Source organism: Streptomyces sp. NPDC016677 (genome assembly GCF_055562815.1).
In genome coordinates, this window is sequence record NZ_JBVHEO010000012.1 from 37,603 (window position 1) to 57,408 (window position 19,806).

Annotated in this window: 2 protein-coding genes (1 of these 2 only partly in view); both read left to right on the forward strand. The window is 75.5% G+C overall.

Going from position 1 to position 19,806, the window contains the following annotated elements; translation table 11 throughout:
• Window positions 1–18,619: the 3' portion of a scabin-related ADP-ribosyltransferase gene (locus ACZ3IG_RS26665; protein WP_467435202.1), read on the forward strand. Its footprint begins 17,225 nt before the window's first position; only the last 18,619 of its 35,844 coding nucleotides appear in the window; the start codon falls outside the window, past its left edge; its stop codon occupies window positions 18,617–18,619.
• Window positions 18,620–18,862: 243 nt separating this feature from the next.
• Window positions 18,863–19,723 carry a hypothetical protein gene (locus tag ACZ3IG_RS26670; protein WP_467435203.1) on the forward strand — a complete coding sequence of 287 codons (861 nt, stop codon included), beginning with the start codon at window positions 18,863–18,865 and terminating at the stop codon, window positions 19,721–19,723.
• Window positions 19,724–19,806: the final 83 nt, after the last annotated feature.

Sequence of the window (19,806 nt, forward strand, 5' to 3'; positions counted from 1 at the left end):
GAGGGAGTCCGGCACCACGCCGGTGCGGCTGACGCGCCGCCCCGCCCGGATGGACCCCGCCCGGCGGCGGGACCCGCACGTCGCCGAGCCGCTCGCGCTGGCCGCCCGGCGAGGCCAGGGCTTCGCCATGGCGCTGGCCATGCCCGGCGCGGAACTGGTCCGCGAGCACCTGCTGTGGAAGCTGAAGGACCAGGCGACGCCCGCGGTGCGCCGGTCCACCGACTGGGCCGCCGTGGCGGGCGAACTGAACCTCCACTTCGGCCGGCCCGTCCTGGAGGGCGACCTGCCGTCCGTGCTGGCCGGTGTCTCCCACACGGTGACCGTGGGGTCCCGCCGGTACCGGCTGACCGCGCGGGCCGTGCTCGGCGACCGGCTGGGCGGCGACGAGTACCCGTACCCGATGACGGTCAACGCCCGTGCCGCCCGGACGGAGACGGTGACGGGCAAGCTGGGCAACGAGTGGAGCACCTCGGCCGGCGGCGGCGGAGGCGCGATCCTGACCGTCGGTGGCGGCATCCGGCTGCGGCTCGGCGGCCTCACCGCCCGCGCCGGCCTGGAGAGCGCCGTGGACGAGCAGTTCACGTCGGCCCACTCGGGATACCGCCGTACGGAGACCGAGGGAACGGTCGACGAGCACGTGTACGACACCGTCTACCAGGTGTCCGTACGTCCCGAGGGAGCGGCGCGGGACCGGGAACCGGGCGACACGTGGTGGATCGACCAGCCCGGCCGTCTGGTCACCCAGGTCGTGGTGCCGCGGCAGCACAAGCCCGCGGTGCCCGTCGACGCGGCCGCCGCCGCGCGCGTCGGCCGGGCGGTCTTCCAGCGCGGCTGGGGGCCCGCCGCCGGGCACCGTCTCGACTTCGCCGGCGGCGGCACCGGCGGCCTGTACGCGGCCTTCCTGGTGATGCCGGAACTGACCCGGCTCGCGGCCCACGCCTACACCGCCCTGGCCGGTCTCCCGCAGAGCCGGCTGGAGGACCCGGGCAACTGGCCCGAGGAGATCGCGGAGAGCACCCAGCCGTCCGCGCTGGCCGCCCGGCTGGGCGCGCTGACCGGTCCGGACGGTTTCCGGGCGGTGCTGCCGAAACACGACGGCCACCGCTACGAGCTGACGCTGCGGATGAGGGCGGCGCACCCGCGGGACCTGGGCCCCACGCAGGGTGAGACGGAGATCGAGCAGTACGCCCAGACGACCGACAAGTACGGCCGGGACGAGCGCCGTACGTGGCGGCTGGGGCTGTCCGGCACGATCGGCCCGCAGATCGGCACCGGCGCCCTCGCGGGCGGCGCGCACGGCTCCTCGCACGACGACGGCGCCACCGTGCTCGCCCGCACGGGGGACACCGGGCACGGCCACGGCGAGGACCACGGGACCGAGGGGGCGCACGGCACCGAGTCCGGCGCCACGGGGCACGCGAGCGCCGGCGCGCGGATCGTCGCCCTCGCCCAGACCGAGGCCAAGTGGGAGTGGGGCGGCAACCGGGGCACGGTCGCGGGCATGATCGAGATCAGCCGCGCCACCTACGCGGGCACCCCGCACCTGGTCCGGTCCAGCCCGGTCTTCGAGGTGACCGTCACCCGGGCCAAGGGCGGCAAGGAGGAGCGGATCGTCCGGTACGTACGGATCGAGGACGGCCTGGACCTGCTCGTCCCCGGCCGCCGCCTGGAGGACCTGCTGCCCGCCGCCCCGGCACCCGCCCGCACCCCGGCGGCGGAGGCCGAGGCGTCCGGCTCGGGCACGCGGGCCCCGGACCGCCGCCACCTGCTCGGCCGCCCGCTGCCCGGCGCCGTGCACCCGGAGGTCCTCCGTGCCGACGGTGTGGTGCCGGAGATCCTGCGCCGCCTGGAGGCACACGGCGGGCTCGGCGCGGCGGGCGCGGGCCGCGACCAGGTGCTGCGTGCCCTGCGCGCCACCTTCTCCTCCGACGCGCTGCTTTCCCAGTACACGGCTCTCACCGGCACCGGTGTGGCCCGCTGGTTCCCGCTCCCCGGCGCGTTCGGCTCCACGCGGTACGTGTGGGTGCGGGTGAGCGCCACGGTGCGGGAGCCCCACTCCCACCGGTCCCGCCCGGACATCAGGTTCACCCTCCGCTCGGAGGGCGTCACCGAGGAGGTGACCGGCACCGAACGGTCCTTCCACGCCGGGGCGGGGATCGGGCTGCGCACCCGGTTCGGCAACCACGACGCGCACGGCGGGATCGAGGCCGAGGCCTCCTACCAGACCGGCCGGGCACGTTCGCACGAGGTGGCCCGCACGGTCCTGGACATCGCCCGCGCCAACACCCGGGAGGGCTCCGAGGAGTTCGAGCACCGCCTCGACATCCGGATCGAGCTGCGTACGTCGAAGGAACCACCCGCCCTGTTCGCGCTGCCGGTGGACGCCGCACGCCGTTCGGTCCGGTGGGCGGCGGGGCTGCTGCACGGTGACCGCACCGGCCGCCCCCTCGACCCCGTGCGGAGGGCGACCCGGCACGACCACGGCCTCGGGGAGGACCGCGTCGTCCCCGCCGAGGTGCGCCTGCTCGTCCCGGCCCACCTCACCGCGCCGTCCGTCCCGCCCGCGCCGGCGCCGGCCCCCGACCCGCTGGCCGAGGTGGTGCCCCGGTGGACCACCCCGGAGCCCGCGGCCGCGCCGCCCGAGGCGCTCACCGACTTCCTGCACGCGTGGGACGTGCCGGCCGCCCCGGTCGTGCGCCGCTGGGCGCGGGAGGCGGCGTTCCAGCCGGCCCGGGCACCCGACCTCACCCGCGCGGACACCCGGCGGCCGGCCGGTCTCGACCCGACCGGCATGGCCGGCGTCCGCTACGACCACTACACGTCCACCGGCATGCTCCGCGCGAACGTGGTGCCGCTGCTCCGGCACGGCTACCGGGTGCCGGTCGGCGACCGCACCGTCACCGTCGGCTTCGAACTGGTCTCGGCCGAGCCGATCGGCCCGGCGGAGGGCGTCGCCTTCAAGGCACGCCGCTACCAGCAGGACCACACCAGCCCCAAGAGTGAGGAGAGTTCGTCCCGGGGCGCGGTCGTCTCCGTCGGCCCGGAGGTCGGCGGCCAGCCGGACGGCCTGCGGCTCTACGAGCGCGAGACCGTCGACGTCTACGGCCGCAGCACGGGCCTGAAACAGGGCTTCGAGGCGGGGGAGACCCGGGAGACCAACCGGGAGGCCACCCGCCGCTACCGGCACTACGCCTTCACCGTCGGCCTCACCGTCCAGCCGGACGGTCACGCCCGCCGCGCCCTGCGTGCCGTCGTCCCCGGCGGTCTGTACGCGATGCTGCCCCTCGACGCCGACGGCCGCCTCGCCGGTGACCTCGAACGCCTCCTCCCGCAGTTGTTCGCCCCGGCGGGGAACGAGCGGGCGGAACCCGGACCGGCCCCCGCCCCGGCGACGGCCGCGGCGGACGTCGCCCCCGCCGTCGACTTCGCCCTGGTCCACCCCGGTGACCGCGCGCGGGTCGTGGAGAGCGACCCGGGCGAGGTCCTCTGGCGCTACTCCGAACGCCAGCCCGAGGACGTCTTCGCCACGGGCTTCCCGGCCCGCGACGCGTCCGCGCGGGTGACCGTCGAGGACTGGGCGACGGACAACCCGTACGCCACGCCGTACGTCTCCACCACCCGCGACCCGGACCTGCGCTCCCTGCGGCTGCGCTACCGCTACGAGATCGTCGCCGCCGCCAACACCGACCCGACCGGCGTCGACGCCACCCTCGGGAACACGGGGAAGGAGCCGTTCTTCCCCGGCCAGGCCGAGGTGGCCTTCGCCGGCCGGATCGAGCCGGGCGCCGTCGTCCGCGTGTACGACTACGAGCAGGACCGCACGGGCGTCTGGAACGCCGGGACCGGACAGGTCGACTGGAGCGGCGGCGAGGTCACCGGCCTGCCCCTCGGCAGCGGCGAGGTGCGGACCGACCGCTGGCTGCCGTTCGGCACCCGGCGCGGCTGGCGGCCGCCGGACGCCCGCACCGCGGGCCTGTCGTCCCGGCTCACCTCCTGGTGGAGCGGCCGGCCCGCTCCGGTGCCGGAGGCGGAGGCCTTCCGGTTCCAGCCCAGCGGCGTGGACGGCATACCGGTGGTGTACCGGCCGCCCGCGTCGGGCGAGTGCACGGACGTCGGGTACGAGTGGGTGCTCACCGACCGGGGGTCGGGCGTCGGGGAGGCGATCCGGCTGACCCGCCGGCTGCACCTGGTCGCGGACGGCGCCACCGAGTCGGACCTGAACGCCCTGAGGGAACGCCTGCCCTACGCGCTGGACCGCCTGGTCAACGAACGTGGGCACCGGCTGCCCGCGTTCCAGCCGGACCAGGTGCGCGGGACGACCGCCCGGGGGCCGCTGCTGGAGGTGCGGGTGCGGTTCACCGACACCCCGGACGCCGCGCACCAGGTGGTCCGGGTGCGGTCCGGCCGGGTGCCGGCGCGGGGGGCCATGGTGCAGGGCGTCTGGTACGCCGAGGCTCCCGGCGCGCTGCTGGTGCACGAGATCGTGCACGGACTCGGCGTACGGGACGACGTGGCCGGCCCCCGCGTACTGCTGACGCCCGGCGGCCGGGCCGGGCAGGTCGTCCCCGACGGTCTGACGAGCCTGATGGGCGACGGCAGACCGGACGACTACACGATGACCCTGACGGACGATCACCTCCGGCAGATCGCGGAGGTCCTCGCGCCGTACCTGCACCGGGGAGCCGCGCCCCGGGACGAGGGAGAGCGGCACCCCCTCACCGCGCGGGACACCCAGCCGGCCGCGGGCGGCGCCCACCTCCCGGCCACCGCCGACACCGTGCCTGCCGTCGGAACTGTGGCTGCCGTTGAGACCGTGCCTGCCGTCGGTACTGTGGCTGCCGTCGAGACCGTGCCTGCCGTCGGAACTGTGGCTGCCGTCGAGACCGTGCCCGCCGTCGGTACTGTGGCTGCCGTCGGCACTGCGGCTCCCCCCGAGACCGTGCCCGCCGCCGGCACCGTGTCCGCCATCGGTACCGCGACCGGACCGAAGTTCGTTCCCGTCGAGGACCTGATGGAGGGCGTCCGCATCGCGCGGGCGGGCGAGCGGCCGCTGGCCGTGTGGCTGTCCGGTGCGGAGGCGGCGGGGCTGATGCCCGACCCGGCGACGCTGGACCGGCTGGCGGAAGCGGTGCCGCCGGGCACCGTCGTGCTGTTGACCGAACCGGGCCGCGAGGGCGGCGTGGCCGCCTCCGCCGGCCGGCCCGTGACCGTCGCCGCGCTGGCCGGGCTGCTGGCGGTGGCCGTCCCCGGGTACGTCCCGGTCCTGGCGACGCCGGGGGCCGGCCGGTTCGCCGGAGCGCTGGCCGATGCCCTGGGCGTGCCGGTCGTCGCGGGCGAGCACGGCATCGTCCTCGCCCCGGACCGGGACGCCCTCACCGCGCTGCCCCCGGCCGGGGCCGCCGAGGACGGGGGCGCGGGCTTCCTGCTGTTCGACCGCGCCACCCCGGACGGCTTCGCGCTGGGCCACGAGTTCCGGACCAGGCCCGGTACGACGGAGGCCGCCGAGCGGCCCGAGGAGATTTGGGCGTCCGCGGCGCCCCCGGCCGACACGCTGCTGGGCGACCCGGCCGACGTGCCCGCGGCGGCCCGGACGATCGGCGTCCCCCGCGCCGGACTGCCGTATCTGCCCGAGGTGATGCGCACCCTGCTGGCGGAGATCTCCCGCACCGGCCACAGCGTCCCCGATACCGTGTGGAACCTGCTGCCGCACCGCCTGCTGAGCAACTACCGCTACCTGGTGCCGGGCGAGGGCGAGACCACCGCCGCCGGCCTGCTCGTTCCGCTCGGCGACGTCGAGGCGCTCATCACCCTCGACCCGCGTGACCCGAGGGCGGTACGCGACCCGGCCGCCTCCTACGACCGGCCCTCGACGCGACGGCTCGACACCGTTGCGGAGGAGCCCGCTCCCGACGTCGGCACCGAGGCCGCGGCACCGGCCGGACCGCAGAGCCTGGTCCCGCCACGCGCCGCGGGGCCGGAGCCCTTCCACGCCAACGAGGCCATCAACGCCTCGTACCTGACCGGCGCCTTCGTCCGCACCCACTCCGGCCCCACCACCGCCACCCGGGGCGGCGTCTCGATGTCCTACGGCGTCGGCGTCGGTCCCGGCGTCCTCCAGGTCGCCCGCGTCGGTGCGGGCGTCTCCGGCACGGCCAACGCCTCCTCCCGCTCCACCAGCTGGGTCGGGGACGCCGAGGGCGGGCATGTCGAGGCCGCCAAGAGCGACTCCACGCTGATCGCCTACCGGCCCGACTGGACGGTGCGGGTCCGTACCGACGCGCGGCGGCGCTGGGACGAGATCGCACCGGTCCGGGTCGAGACCGCCGGCGAGCACCGGTTGCTGCTCTACCTGCCCGGCCACTACCTGGAGCGGGCACCGGAGCAGGTCACCGCGTTCGGCACCGAGGGGCTCGAACACCGGCTGCCGGCCGTGTACTACGCCTCCGGGCTCACCGGCCTGCCCGCGCTGTTCGACCACATCGTCACCGCCGCGCGCACGGGCGGGCTGGAACTGCCCGTCCGCAGCGTGCCCCACGACGAACTGCTCCAGAAACTCTGGAACCTGGAGTCCCACCTGGACGCGGCCGTGGGCGACGACCACGGGTACGCCTTCGCCCTGCACGACCGCCACGGCAGGCCCGTCGCCTCCGTGCAGGTGCACACCGTGCGCGCTTCGCGCGGCGTCCGGGTCGGCGCGACCAGCGACAAGGCCCCGATCGAGAACGTGCGGACCGCGATCGACGGCACCACCGGCTCCCACACCATCGGCCAGTCGACCACCCTCACCGCGCCCTCGGCGGAACTGAACCTGCTGCCGCTGCCGCACGGCAACCCCGCGCTCGGCCTGGGCGTCAGCGCCTCGCTGGGCCTGACCTTCGCCACCACCGAGGGCGTCAGCTCCGGCCGCACCGGCCTGTGGGTGGTGGTGCCCCGCGACACCGGGCACAGCGCCGCCTACCTGGTGGAACTGGCGCACAGCGCCCGGGTGACCGTGCGTGGCCACCGACCGGTGCGGACCCCGATGGTGCGCGGCCGGGCCATGCTGCGCGTACCGGAGCCGGAGGCCTTCCGCCACGGCTTCCCGGTGGACCGCGACGCCCTGGCCGCACCCCCGGAGGCCGGGACCGCTCCCGACACCTCCGCCGCGGGCGCCACGGTGACCGTCACCGGCGGCCCCCGCGTGCGCTACCGCGCCGGACTCCTGCGCGGCACCCGCCCCGCGGCGGACGAACCCCAGCACGTGCCCCTGCCGCCGCACGTCCGCGAGGGCAAGGGCATCGGCACCGGGCTGGTCGAGTTCGACGAGGACACCGTGCGCACCCTGCGCACCGAGGTGGCGCGCAGACTGCACCGGCTCGGCTTCCTGAGCGACGACCGGTCGGCACCGCTGTCCGACGCCCGCTGGTGGTCGCACGCCAACACCCGCGACGCCCGGCTCCAGAACCACGAACTGCTGGAGAAGTACCTCTCCCGGCGCGGCCTGGAGACGCATTTCGACCAGATGCTCCAGTCCGGCGTGGTTCTGTCGCTGCTCCTGCCGAAGGGCGTCCTGGGCACCGACACCGACGTGGACGCGGTCCGGCTCGTCCTGCGGGCCCGCATGGCCGAGGGCGCCGACCAGTTCCTCGGCACCACCCGCACCAAGGCGGTCGTCAACCTCGCCATGGGCATGGGCACCGCCGCCCAGAGCGCCGGCGGCAGCCGGCAGATCGGCGTCAGCCTGCGCGTCAGGACCGGGTCCAACCAGCTCAAGGGGGCCGTCACCGGCGTCGACCTCAAACGCGCCGTGGGGGCCAGTGACACCGTCTCCTTCCTCAACAACCGGCCCGAACTGCTGGAGTACAACGGCGTCGTCCACCGGCACGCCCTGCGCGTCGACCTGACCGCGACCCTGGAAGTCCAGCACAGCGGCCTGCGCGGGCGGCTGCGGCCCGGCCGGCGCGACCCGGCGCCGGTCATCCTGACCGGGCGGCGGATCGTGGCGTACCTGCCACCGCTCGGCGAAGTGCGGGAGACCCCCGACGCCATGCGGCGCCGGACACCGGCCTCGGTCCTGGACCGGGCGGTCGTCTACCACGTCGACGCGAGCGGGCTGCGGGAGGCCGCCGTGTCGGTGCTCGGCGAACTGACCGGCCCGCAGGGCCACGCCGACCAGGAACTGGCCTCCTTCACCAGCACCATCCAGGTCCGCGCCCATCTGCGGGAAATACTCAAGGGGCTCTACACCAGCGACCAGTTCTTCGACACCGGGTTCCGTACCGCCAACGCCGCCGTCGACGTGCGCGCGGCGCTCGGCCCGTCCGCCTTCGCCGGGGCACTGGAGGACTTCGTCCTCGGTGACATCAGCCTGTGGATGAGCCAGACCAACACCACGGACACCTCGTCCACCGGCCTGTCCTGGGCTCAGGCCGGGGTCACCGTCGGCGGCACAGCCGGGGGCGGCACGCTCCAGGGCGAGGCGGGCGCCGCCCGGACCTGGCAGCGGAACACCTCCGTCGGCCAGGGCCGCACCGGCGCCGAGGAGATGATCCGCCTCGGCTTCGGACGCGGCTACGTCTTCCGCGCCGACGCCGACTTCACCGTACGCAGCCGGCTGGAGAAGTCGGCGAAACTGCTGCCCGGCACCACGCGTTCGGACCGGCAGGAGGTCACCGGCCGCGCCGTCCTCTACGTCCTCACCGAGGCGGACGCGCTGGAGGAGTACGCCCGCGCCACCGTCCCGCTGCCCGACGCGCAACTCGTCGACGTCCTGAACCGCTGGCACGCCGGGCGGACCAGGCTGAGCGGAACGACCGTGGCGGGCGTGCTGTCCCGCTGGGCGCTGGACACCCCCGAGCCGGGGCCGCGCCCGCTGACCGAGGACCGGCAGGCGGTGGCCGACGTCCTGGACACCCTGACCGTGCCCCGCCCCGAACTCGCCCGCGTCCTGGCCGGGCTGCACGACGGCGGTGCCCTGCCGGTCCTCGACGCGCGGACCAGGACGGTGTTCCGCGCCCGCTTCGGACACGAACTGGGCGACCCGCGACGGGCGTTCCCCGACAGCGGGTTCCCCGAGTACCTGACCCGGACCGACCCGGGCGGCCGGACCCTCGGGCACAGCGCGGTGCGCTCGGTCGACTACGCGGACGGCCGCTCCGCGTACGACATCGTCCGTGCCCAGGTGGACCGGGTCGCGCCCGGCCTGCTCGGCTCCGGACCCGAGCTGTGGACCGGTGCCGGGCGCCGCGTCGGACGGCTGCAGGGCGCCGTCAACATCCTCCAGACGCTGCTGCGCGACGCCGCCCTGTTCGAGGACCTGCTCTCCCCCCACGGCCACACCCTCTACCTGGTCAACCCGATCGGCTGGCTGCTCGCCGACGTCGTGGAGATCACCCTCTCCGGCACCCTGGACTCCGGCCCCGAGGTGTTCGACTTCCGGCCGGACAGCGGGCTGGAGAAGTACGGGCACGGCTACACGGGCACCTCCGCCGGCACCTCCTTCGACTCCTCCCAGAGCGTCACCGCCGGCAAGTTCGGCGGCGGCGAGACCTACACCTCCCACAACGGGGGAGTGACGGTCGCCCAGGGTTCCCACCGGGGCACCAGCCGCTCCGAGACGGCGACGACGGAACAGACCGCCTACGCCTGGGACGGCACCTATCTGGCCCGCTTCCAGCACACCTTCCGGGTGCGTGTCCGGCGCGTGGACACCGCCGGCCGGCCGCTGAACAGATGGCTGACCGGGCTCTACCGCGGCCTGGACGAGGCCCGCTCCACCACGGCCACCGCCACCGTCCCCGGCACACTCGTCCTCCAGGTCCCGCGCGGCCTCGGCGAGTTCCACCCGCGGTACGGCCCGTCACCTGTGCGCGACCCGCGTCCGCTGCCCGAGCTGCCCGGCGACGTGTACGTGGCCGGCACCCTGCTGGACGACGCGCTGCCCGCCGCCCTCCGGCTGATGCGCCAGGTGTTCGGACCGGAGGCGGACGGCGCGAGCACCCGCACCAGCCTCAGCGTCCGGCAGCTGATGAGCCGCGACATGATGACCAACCACCTGCTCCAGGCGTCGGCGGGCCGGCGCCACCTGCTCAGCGACGGCATCTTCGTGCCGGGCCGCTCCGCCCGGCGGGCCAGGCTCTATCTCCGCGGCGACCTGTTCGACCTGGAGGTCGTCGGCCCGGTCCGCGGCACGGGCACCGGCCGCTACATCAAGCACCAGAGCGGTACGTCGGTCAGCGCGTCGACCGACCGCCGGCGCCCGTCGGCCGCCGTGAGCACCTCCGCCTCCGGGACCCTCGCCCAGCATGACCCGGCCAGGACCCCGGACGGCCAGGACTACCCGCCGTACACCGGACAGGGCGGCGCCTCCACCTCCTGGAACACCGGCAGCGGCGTCGCGGGCGCCGGCACCGAGAACTACCGGCGCGAGCAGCACATCAAGCAGCAGGGCCCGGTGTACCTGGTCCGGCTGCGCGGCCGCTACCGGCTGGAGGCCGAACCGTACGTCCGCCGCCTGACCGGCCGCTCCGCGCGGCGCCCCGAGACCGTGGTCAGCGACCCGTTCACCGGGGACGTCTACGTCGAACTGTCCCGGGCCGAGACAGAGGAACTCCTCGACAGGCTGGCCGGCCGGCCGCTGCCCGCGCCGCTGCCGGCCGCGCGCTGGGCCGACCTCACCGGGGCACCCGTCCTCGACCTGGCCGCCCTCCTGGAACAGGCCGCCGGGGAGCGGGGCAGCACCGCCTCCCACGCACCGCGGGCGCTCGCCCGCCGGATCCGGGCCGCCCGCCCCGGCCCGCTCAAGGCCCTGGAACTGCGGCTGGACCGGACGGCCCTGGAGGAGCGGGCACACCGCGCCGCGCTGCGCTGGGCCGTGGACACCTTGGAGTCCGGCCTCGCCCGCACCGCCGGCCCCGGGGCGTCCACCCACCTGGTGGACCGCTACCGGCGGCTGCTGGCGGGGGAGGAGCGGGCAGCCTCCCCGGACGCCGACACGGTCGTCGGCGAGGTCGGCCGGGCGCGCGACGACCAGGCTTCGCCGCCCGCGCCGCCGTCGCTGCTGAGCCTGCGCGCCCTCTCCACCGACCACCTCCTGCGCGACCTCGCGCACGAGCTGGACATCCCGGTCCGGGCCCGGCTCACCGACCTGGACGGCTCCCGCACCGACCGCTGGGCGGACCCGTCCGGCCGTGTCCACGCCTTCGACCCGCGCGGCCCTCAGCCCGCCGGACTCAGCCCCGGGCGGGCCCAGCGGGCCGGGCTGCTCTCCGCCGACTCGCTCCGGGTGGTGCGGCAACTCGCCTTGTCCGACGCGGACCTCGGCGAGCTGTACCGCACCTCCTGGGACCACGGGCAGACCTTGGACGGAGCCGTCCGGGCCGAGGCCGGCCGCAGGCTGCGCGACGTCGAGGTATGGCCGGCGGCGGTCCTGCGCCGGGCCTGGGACGCCGAGGCCGCACTGGACGAGCGGCCCACCACGGCCGGGCTGGGAGCCGCGGAGGAGGCCCTGGCCGCCCTGCGCGATCTCCTCGGCGATCAGCGGGCGGCCCGGGACGGCTGGCTCCGCGAGCGCCTGGAAGCCGCCCGCACGACACTCGAACAGCTGCTCCCCGACGAGTACCGCACGGCCACTCCGCCGACGCCCGCCGCCGAGACCGTCGTACGCTCCCAGGAGGGGCCCGCACAGGGGGACGTCCCGGTCCGCGCCGACGCCCAGAGCGTCACCGGCCCGGCGGCCGGCACCGCGGCGACGGCACCGGAGGCCACCGCGGCGACCGGAACCGCGACCGGCCCCACGGTGACCCTCGGCGCGCCCCCGGCCGGCACCGCGACGGCCGATCTGCGGGACGTCCCCCCGGCCCCCGCCCCGGACCACCTGGCCGCCCCGCTCTCCGACGAACGCGCGGCGGTGGCCGCGAAGGCCCTCGTCGCCCCCTTCGACGACCGCGTCCAGCAGCCCGTCACGGCTCGCGCCGAACTCCTGCGCCAGCTCACCCGCGTGCTGCGCGACCCGGCCGTCGCCGCCCGCGTCCAGGAGTCCGGCGCCAGGGTGGTCCTCGTACCACGCGGCGTACGGCCCACCGAGCTGTCCGGCCACGAGGGGACGCGCGACCTGCGCACCCACGGCGCCGAGCAGGGCCGCCCGGCCGCCCGGGCCCGCGCGCTGACCGACGTCGCCGCCCGCGTCGTGATGGTGCCCGAGGAGAACCTGCTCGGCCACGACACCGGCCTCGACGAGACGCCCGGCCACGCCGACGGCTACTCCAGCGTCCTGCACGAACTCGCCCACCTGATCCACTTCTTCGGCCTGGACGACGCCGACCGCGCCCTGGTCGGGGCCGCCTACGAGGCCCGGCTCGCCCTCGGCCCCGACGCCGAGTGGGCCGACGGCCCGCGCCGCGGCACCGACGGCCGTCCCGTCGACAACTACGCGTCGACGAGCGTCGAGGAGTACTTCGCGCAGAGCAGCAACGCCTATCTCGGCGCCAACCGGGGGCGCGACCCCTACACCGGCCAGGACCGCCGCAACGGCGCGGAGTGGGTACGGGCCAACGACCCGGGTCTCGCCCGGCTGCTCGACAGGCTGTACGGCGACCGCCCCGACACCGCGCCTCCCGGCAACCCGGTCGTCGCCGCCCGTGCGGAGGACGAGGCGTACGCGGCGGCGGCCGACCTGTACCGGCTGAACACCGTCGCCCACGACCCGGAACCCGTGACCGCTGCGGCTCCAGCCGGACAAAGCTTCGCATCCTCCGCATCCGCCGCATCCGCCGCATCCGCCGCATCCGCCGTCCCCGCCGGGGAGCGTCTCAGCAGCGCCGTCACCAGGTTCGGCACCGACCACCCGGGATCGCTGGGACTCGTCCACGTCGCAACGGTGCCGGAGGCGACCGTGCGCTGGCTCCAGCAGAACGTGATCGAGCTGGTCCAGGGCGGCCGCGGTGAGGACCGGGCCTTCGGCGCGGCGGTCCGCGCCGAGCTGACCGCGGCCCGGCTCAGCAGCGAGTGGCCGCGGTTGTTCAGCGAACACGGACTGCCGCTGCGGGCGCCCTACCGCGGCAGCACCCATCCGGTGACCCTGCGGTTCGTCCTGGACGACCCGCGCCGGGTGTCCCCGGACATCGAGGAGATGCCGGACGGCCCGCCCGTCACCCTCCAGCGCTGGGCGATCGGCGTGACCGAGGCGGGCAACACCGACTCGGTGGGCGACCTGCGGTCGGTCACCGTCAGCCACGGGCGCACGCTGCCCTTCGCGCACACCGGGTGGTTCCGCCGGCTGACCTTCGCCCCGCAGCTGACGTACACGCACAACCAGACCACCACCACCGTCACCACGAGCGCGACGGTGCAGCCGCAGGTCATCATGCAGAGCCGCGAGCGCTCCTGGCCGGTGGCGTACACCCTGCGGGCGCAGGTACGGGTGACCGGCTCGGTGAGCCAGGCGGTGACCGGCACGCCGGTGCCCGAGCAGTGGCGTACCCCGGCCACCGCGGCCCCGGCCCCGCTCACCGTCTGGTTCCCCCAGCACCTGATGGAGGACGAGCCCGACCCCGCCGCAGTGACCGGCGACGATCCGGCGCGCAAACCGGCGCCGATGTCCACGCTCCTGGACGAGGTCCCGCTCTTCGCCACGGAGGCCGCGCCGCAGGCGGACCGTCTCCTCGCCGACATACTGACGTCCTTCGCACCCGAACTGGCCGACCTCTCCGAGGCGTCCCTCGACCAGTTGCGCCAATTCCTGGACGAGGGGGTACTGCGCGGCAACCTGCCGCTGATGTGGGGCGGACACCACAGTTCACCGACCCTGTACGCCGAGAACGGCTCCGTGATCGGCATGCTGCGGATGCACGCGGAGGTCGTCCAGCGCGAGGGCCCCGAGGCACTCGCCGGGCCTCCGACGCGCAACGTGGTGCTGCAGAGCCACGTCCTGCGGTCGGTGAAGATGACCCACAGCGCCGCGGTCGCCAACGCGGCGGGCATCGGTCTCGGAGTCAGCGCCGGTTTCGCCGTCGGTGCCCCGGACGAGGCCACCGGAACGGAACCGACCGGCCTCACCCTGACCGCGCAGGCCGCCGTGCAGCAGCAGGTCACGCACACCGTGGTCGCCGGGGGCACGGCCCGAACCTCCCGTTCCCTGCGGACGGGCGCGCCGTTGCTGCGGGTGAACGCCGAAGCGGTGTTCCAGGTCACCCTGGTCCGGCCCGACGGGCCGGAAGCACTCCCGGCCGCGGGCTCCCCGCTGGCCCTGGGGCAGTCCTACCCGCTGATCCTGAGGGTGCCGTCACAGGAGACCGTCACCGGCACCTCATCGGCGCCGCGCCACCTGTCGCCGGAGATCCTGCACCTGACCGACTTGGGCGCCACCGTGACACCACTGGCGGTGCGGGGGACCGAGCCGCTCTTCGCCGAACTGGAGAACTGGCTGGGCGTCAACGGCTTCCTGCCGCCCCGCCAGGGCCGGGCCGCCGGCTGGTACCACGGGCCGGTGAGCGGTGCCGTCCTCCTCCAGCAGCTGAACAACCAGCGCAAACTGGACCAGATCCGTTCGGAGCTGGGGCTGCGCGCCGGCTTCGACGAGATGACGTCCGGCGGTCACCCGGTGTGGTTCGAGCTGCCCACGCTCACCGGAGTGCGGCGGGTGTCGTTCCGGATCGTCGCCGAACGCCGTTACCCGGCGGACCAGGAGCACGGCGGCGTCACCCACGACCGGCACCTGAGCGCGGTGCAGACGTACAACTACACCGGCGCGACGGTGGCCGGCGACGAGCAGCTCACCCGGGTGCCGCTGGCGCTCAGCGGCACCCTGCAGGGTTCGCTGACCAACCCCTTCGACGGCCACGGCAACCTGTGGATGCAGGGGCTCACCCCGGAGTACACGTACAGTCGCCAGTCGTCGACGGCAACCGGGTCCAGCGCGAGCACCGGGCAGGAGTACTACGTCCTCAGCCCGCCGGCCGACGGCGTCCGGGTGTTCACCCTGCCGGTCACCTACCGCACGTCGATGTCGTACACCCACGGTCCGGCGCTGGAGCCGGGGAAAGCGGAAGGGCACGCCACCCTCGCCGTGCCCGGCTACAAGACCCTGGAGGAGCCGGACGAACAGCGGCCGGCCGACCCGCCGCGGCCCAGGCCGGTGACGGACGCCGACGACGCCCGTCCGGCGGAGGCCGTGCGGCTGCCCGAGACCGCCTTCGTCGACCGGGTCGGCGGCAGCCGGCAACTGCGCGAAGCGGTCAACGAGATGATCGTCGCCGCCGGTCGTCCGGCCCGCGCGGAGCAGACCGCCGCTGCGGCCGCCGGGATGGACGAGGTCGCGGCTGCGGTTGCGGGGACGGAGGAGGTCGCGGCTGCGGCCGGTGGGACGGAGGAGGTCGCGGCTGCGGTTGCGGGGACGGAGGAGGTCGCCGCCGCGGCCGCCGGGACCGACGGGGATCTCGGCCGTCCGGCGAAGGTGGCGGCGGAGGCCGAGACGGAGGTGGAGGCCACCGCTGCGGCCGTCGAGGCGGACGAGGGCATCGAACTGCGGGTGATCCCGGGTGCGTGGCCCGACCCGGTGCCGGCACCGCGAACGGACTCCGAAGCGCCCGCGCCCGCCCCCGCTGCCCCGGTCACCTCGCCGTACACGCGGTGGGCGGCCGGTGTCCTCGGCGCTGCCGGGCGGGCCGCGGATGTGCTCGGCCTGCTGAACACCGCGGCGACCGGCGGGCCGATGGAGGCCGCCGAGAGCGTGGCCCAGGAGGTCGTGGAGGCGAGCCTCACCCCGCACCACCTGAACACCCACTCCTACCGCGTCTTCAACGAGAGCTACGTCGTCGAAGGCGCGGTCACCTCGGGCCCGTTGGCGGGGACCGACCTCACCATCGAGGTCGAGGGCCACCTGACCGGCGTACGCGCGCTGCCGCGGCCCGGGGACATGGACTACGAACGGTGGGGCCAGGCCATGGACGCCTCCGCCGACACCCGCGGCACCACCCGCGCGCACGCGACGGGCGTCACCCTCGCTGCCGACTACGGGGCCGGGACCAGGACGATCGCGCCGTCCGGCCACTACGCCCGGCGCAGTGCCGTCACCGAAAGCACCACGGTCAACGACGTCACCTCGGTCTTCCGGGTCACCACCGAGAACGGGACACCGCCCCACCGCTTCGTGGCCACCGCCACCTACAAGGTCACGGTCCGGGCAGGGCTGCGCAACATCGTGGCGGGTACGCTGGCCGGCCGGCCGCGGTTCACGGACACCCGGATCGTCGAGGTTCCGGACGGCGTGGAATTCCTGCTGAGCGACGACGACCTCGTCAACCACCCGGGCTTCCGGCTGGACTCCCCGCTCGCCGAACCGGTGACGGCTCCCCGGGACCGGGCGCTGCCCTCCTACTTCACGCAGAGCGGCGGCCGGCTGGGCTTCGGGGCCGTGACCGAGGTGCGTCCGGCGGAGGGGGCCTCCCGGGCGGCGTTCGAGCGGCAGGTGCACGCACTGGTCGAGCGGGTCGCGCCCGGAGTCACCGTGCCCGGTTCCGCCACCTACCTGCCCGGCGTCCGCACCCGGGTCAACGAGCACACCTCGTCCCTGGGCATGCGGGTGCTCGCCGGCCTCGGCCCCGGCAGCCGTACCGCCTTCCACTTCGTCCACCGTTCCTGGCTCGGGCCGATGCTGGTCGAGGTCGCCCTGGGAGCCCGGCCGGACGGGGACCTGGCGGATGTCCGGGGCCGGCGCGCGACCGGCAACCCGGGCATGGACAACATCTTCGGCCACAGCAACGGCGACGGCACCTCACTGCCGGTTCCCGGCAGCACCCGGCAGTCCCGGACCGACGCGGTCTCCCACACGGTCGACGTCTCACCGGTGATCCAGCAGTCCGGCGTCCGCTACCGGCCGACGCTGGCGTTGTCCCGGCAGTCCAACGCGGTCGACACGGCCACCTCGTCCCGCGACCGGCGCGTCTGGCAGCGGAGCACGGGAGACATCACCGAGGCCCAGGTCCGCTACCGGTTCGACGTGACGGTCTCCGCGCGGGCGATGGATGAACTGGTCACCGGCGTGCCCGTGCGCATGCTGTACGACGGTCTCGGCTTCGCCGCGGGCCAGGTGACGCGACTGCTGCCCGCCCGCGTACGCGCCTTGGCGCAGACGCAGGCACGCCATCTGCCCCTCCCGGTGCAGAAGGTGTCCGGGACCGTCCTCGCCGACGTGGTGTTGCACTTCAACGGGTCGGACACGCCGTCCGTGCCGGTCGCACCGGCCGTCCTGGCCGAGCCGGCCGTGTACCGGGCCGACCCGGCCCGGCCGCCGGTGGCCCGGCCGGGGGAGACCGCCATCGACATGGAGGTGCCCGCCGAGTTGCGCGAGCGGCTCACCGGCCCGGCGTGGGTTCCCGCACGGCCGATCGCGCTGTACCACCTGGACGTCCTGCCCCAGCTCGCCGAGGCGTTGCGGGCCGTCGATCCCTCCCTGGGCCGGGCGGCCGACCTGCCCGCCTCCACCTCGGCGGAGGGCATGCTGGTACGCCTCACCCAGCTCGCCCGCAGCGGCCGGGTGAAACTGCTGCCGCCCGCCGCGACCGCGCCGTTCCTGGGCGGGCCCGGCACCGGGGCCACGTCGGTCCAGCTGTCGCTCTACGCGCCGCGCAGCGAGGCGAGCGGCAACGACGTCGGCCTCGACCACCTGGAAGTCTCCTCGGACGGCTTCGTCTCCCAGGGCGACCTGTCGGCTTCCTCGGCCGTCAGTTTCGGCCTCAGTGTGCCGCTGAACGTCGCCGCCGCCGACGACCGGCTCGGCCCCACGGTGCCGGTGGCCGGACAGCGCACCTCCGCCGGGCTGTTCCAGACCGGATCCGCACTGCGCCGTGAAGTGGTGAAGTTCGGCACGTCGTCGGCAGGAGCGGAACAGGGCGCGACGGGCCACCAGGTCCGGGCCATCGGCCTGTTGCGGGTCACCGGGCCCCGCGGCACCCGCTGGGTGGTCGGCACGGCGATCCTCCGTACGACAGAGGCTCCGCCCGAGACACCGTCCATCCGCGTCGACGAGACCGAGGCGGCGCCGGACCACGCCGCTCCCGCCGGCCCGCAGTCCCTCCAGCGTGCCCACCGCGCCGCGCGACGCCACTCCGCCACCCCCACCACCGGCACCCGAAGCCGCCGTCTCAGCCCTTGGCCGGAGAACCGCCCGGCCGCACGAGACACCCCGCCGGCTCCCGGCCCGGCAGAGGTGCGGGACACGGTGCCGAAGCCGGGCCCGGCAGCCGTACGGGACACGGCACCGGGGTCCGGCCGGGAAGATACTCAGGGCACTGCGACGGGCCCTGACGTGAGCCCTGATGCGGGCCCTGACGCGGCAGTCGCACAGGACGCGGCAGCGGGCCCCGGCCTGGCAGGCGTAAGGGATGTGGCACCCGGCCCCGGTGCGCAGGCCGCGCGGGACAACACCCCGCCGGCCCCCGGTCCGGCAGAGGTACGGGACACGGTGCCGAAGCCGGGCCCGGCAGCCGTACAGGACGCGGCAGAGGGACCCGGCCCGGCGGATCACCGGGGCACGGGGCCGGACGAGTCCGGGCCCGAAGACCGGCCGGACGGCGGGGAACCGGCCGCCACGGACGACGTCACGGAGGTCCGGCCGGCTCCTGAAGCCGTTCGGAGCCACTGATCCAGGGCGTCGTCGCTCCGGCGTCGCACTCCCCGGCCCGCGCGACGGTCCCGGACCGTCGGCACCCGATCCGCGCGGACCGCCCGCCCCCGGCGGCGGAAAGGGAAACGCCTCCGTCCTTCCGGGCACGACGCCACACAGCCGCGCCGTCCCGCGGGACGGCACTCCTACGATCACGCCCGGGCGCCCCGGCACCGCACATGGTTTCCCCCGTGCGCCCTTCCGATCGAGAGAGGCGCGTACGTGGCACAGCAGGACCCCGGCACCGGCCGTGCCCCGAACCCCGCGGACGGCCCGGCGACCGCCCCGGTGTGGCGCCGCCGCCTGCCGTGGCAGCAACAGCCACTGGACGAGGCGGGCGAACCGAGCGCCGGTCCCGGCGCCGCCGCCGGCGTCCCCGGCCCGGACGAGTCCCCGGCCCTCCGGAGCCACCTCACCCGGCACTTCCTCGCCGGAGCCGTCGGCGTCAGCCTCCTGGTCCTCGTCCTCCCGGTCCTGCTGCTGGACGAGTCCGACCGCGCCCGCCGCCCCGACGCGGCCCGCCCCACCGAGGACTTCACCCTGGACCTGCCCTCCCCGTCCCCGTCCCCGGACCCGGTGACCACCCCCACCGCCGAACCGGGCCCCGGTGTCTCCGCGTCCCCCGGCACCACGGCCCCGCCGAGTACCACGGCCACCCCCGCCCCCGGCCCCGAGACCGTCCCCGTGGGTCTGGCGGCATCCCGGACGGCCACCCCCACCGCACCCGGCACCACCCCGGCGCGGCGCACACCCGCCACGACGGTGATCCACGGCACCAGCGTCCTGGAACCCGGCCGTTCCTGGACCGCCGACGGCACCGTCCTCGCCTTCCAGGGCGACGGCAACCTCGTCCTCTACGACCGCCAGGGCCGCCCCCGCTGGCAGTCCGGCACCGTCGGACAGGGCGCCAGGACGGTCTTCCAGGGCGACGGCAACCTCGTCGTCTACACCGCCGCCATGCACCCCGTGTGGTCCACCCGCACCGACGGGCACGACGGCGCCGAACTGGTCCTCGGGGCGGACGGCGGCCTCGCCGTCCGCCACGGCACCGCCGTGCTGTGGTCCGCCCGCACCACCCGGTGACACCGCCCCGCCGGGAGTTCGGGCAGTGGTCGTGTCCGACCAGGCACGTCCCCGGGTCCGCGCTGGCCCGGCACGCGCCCCTC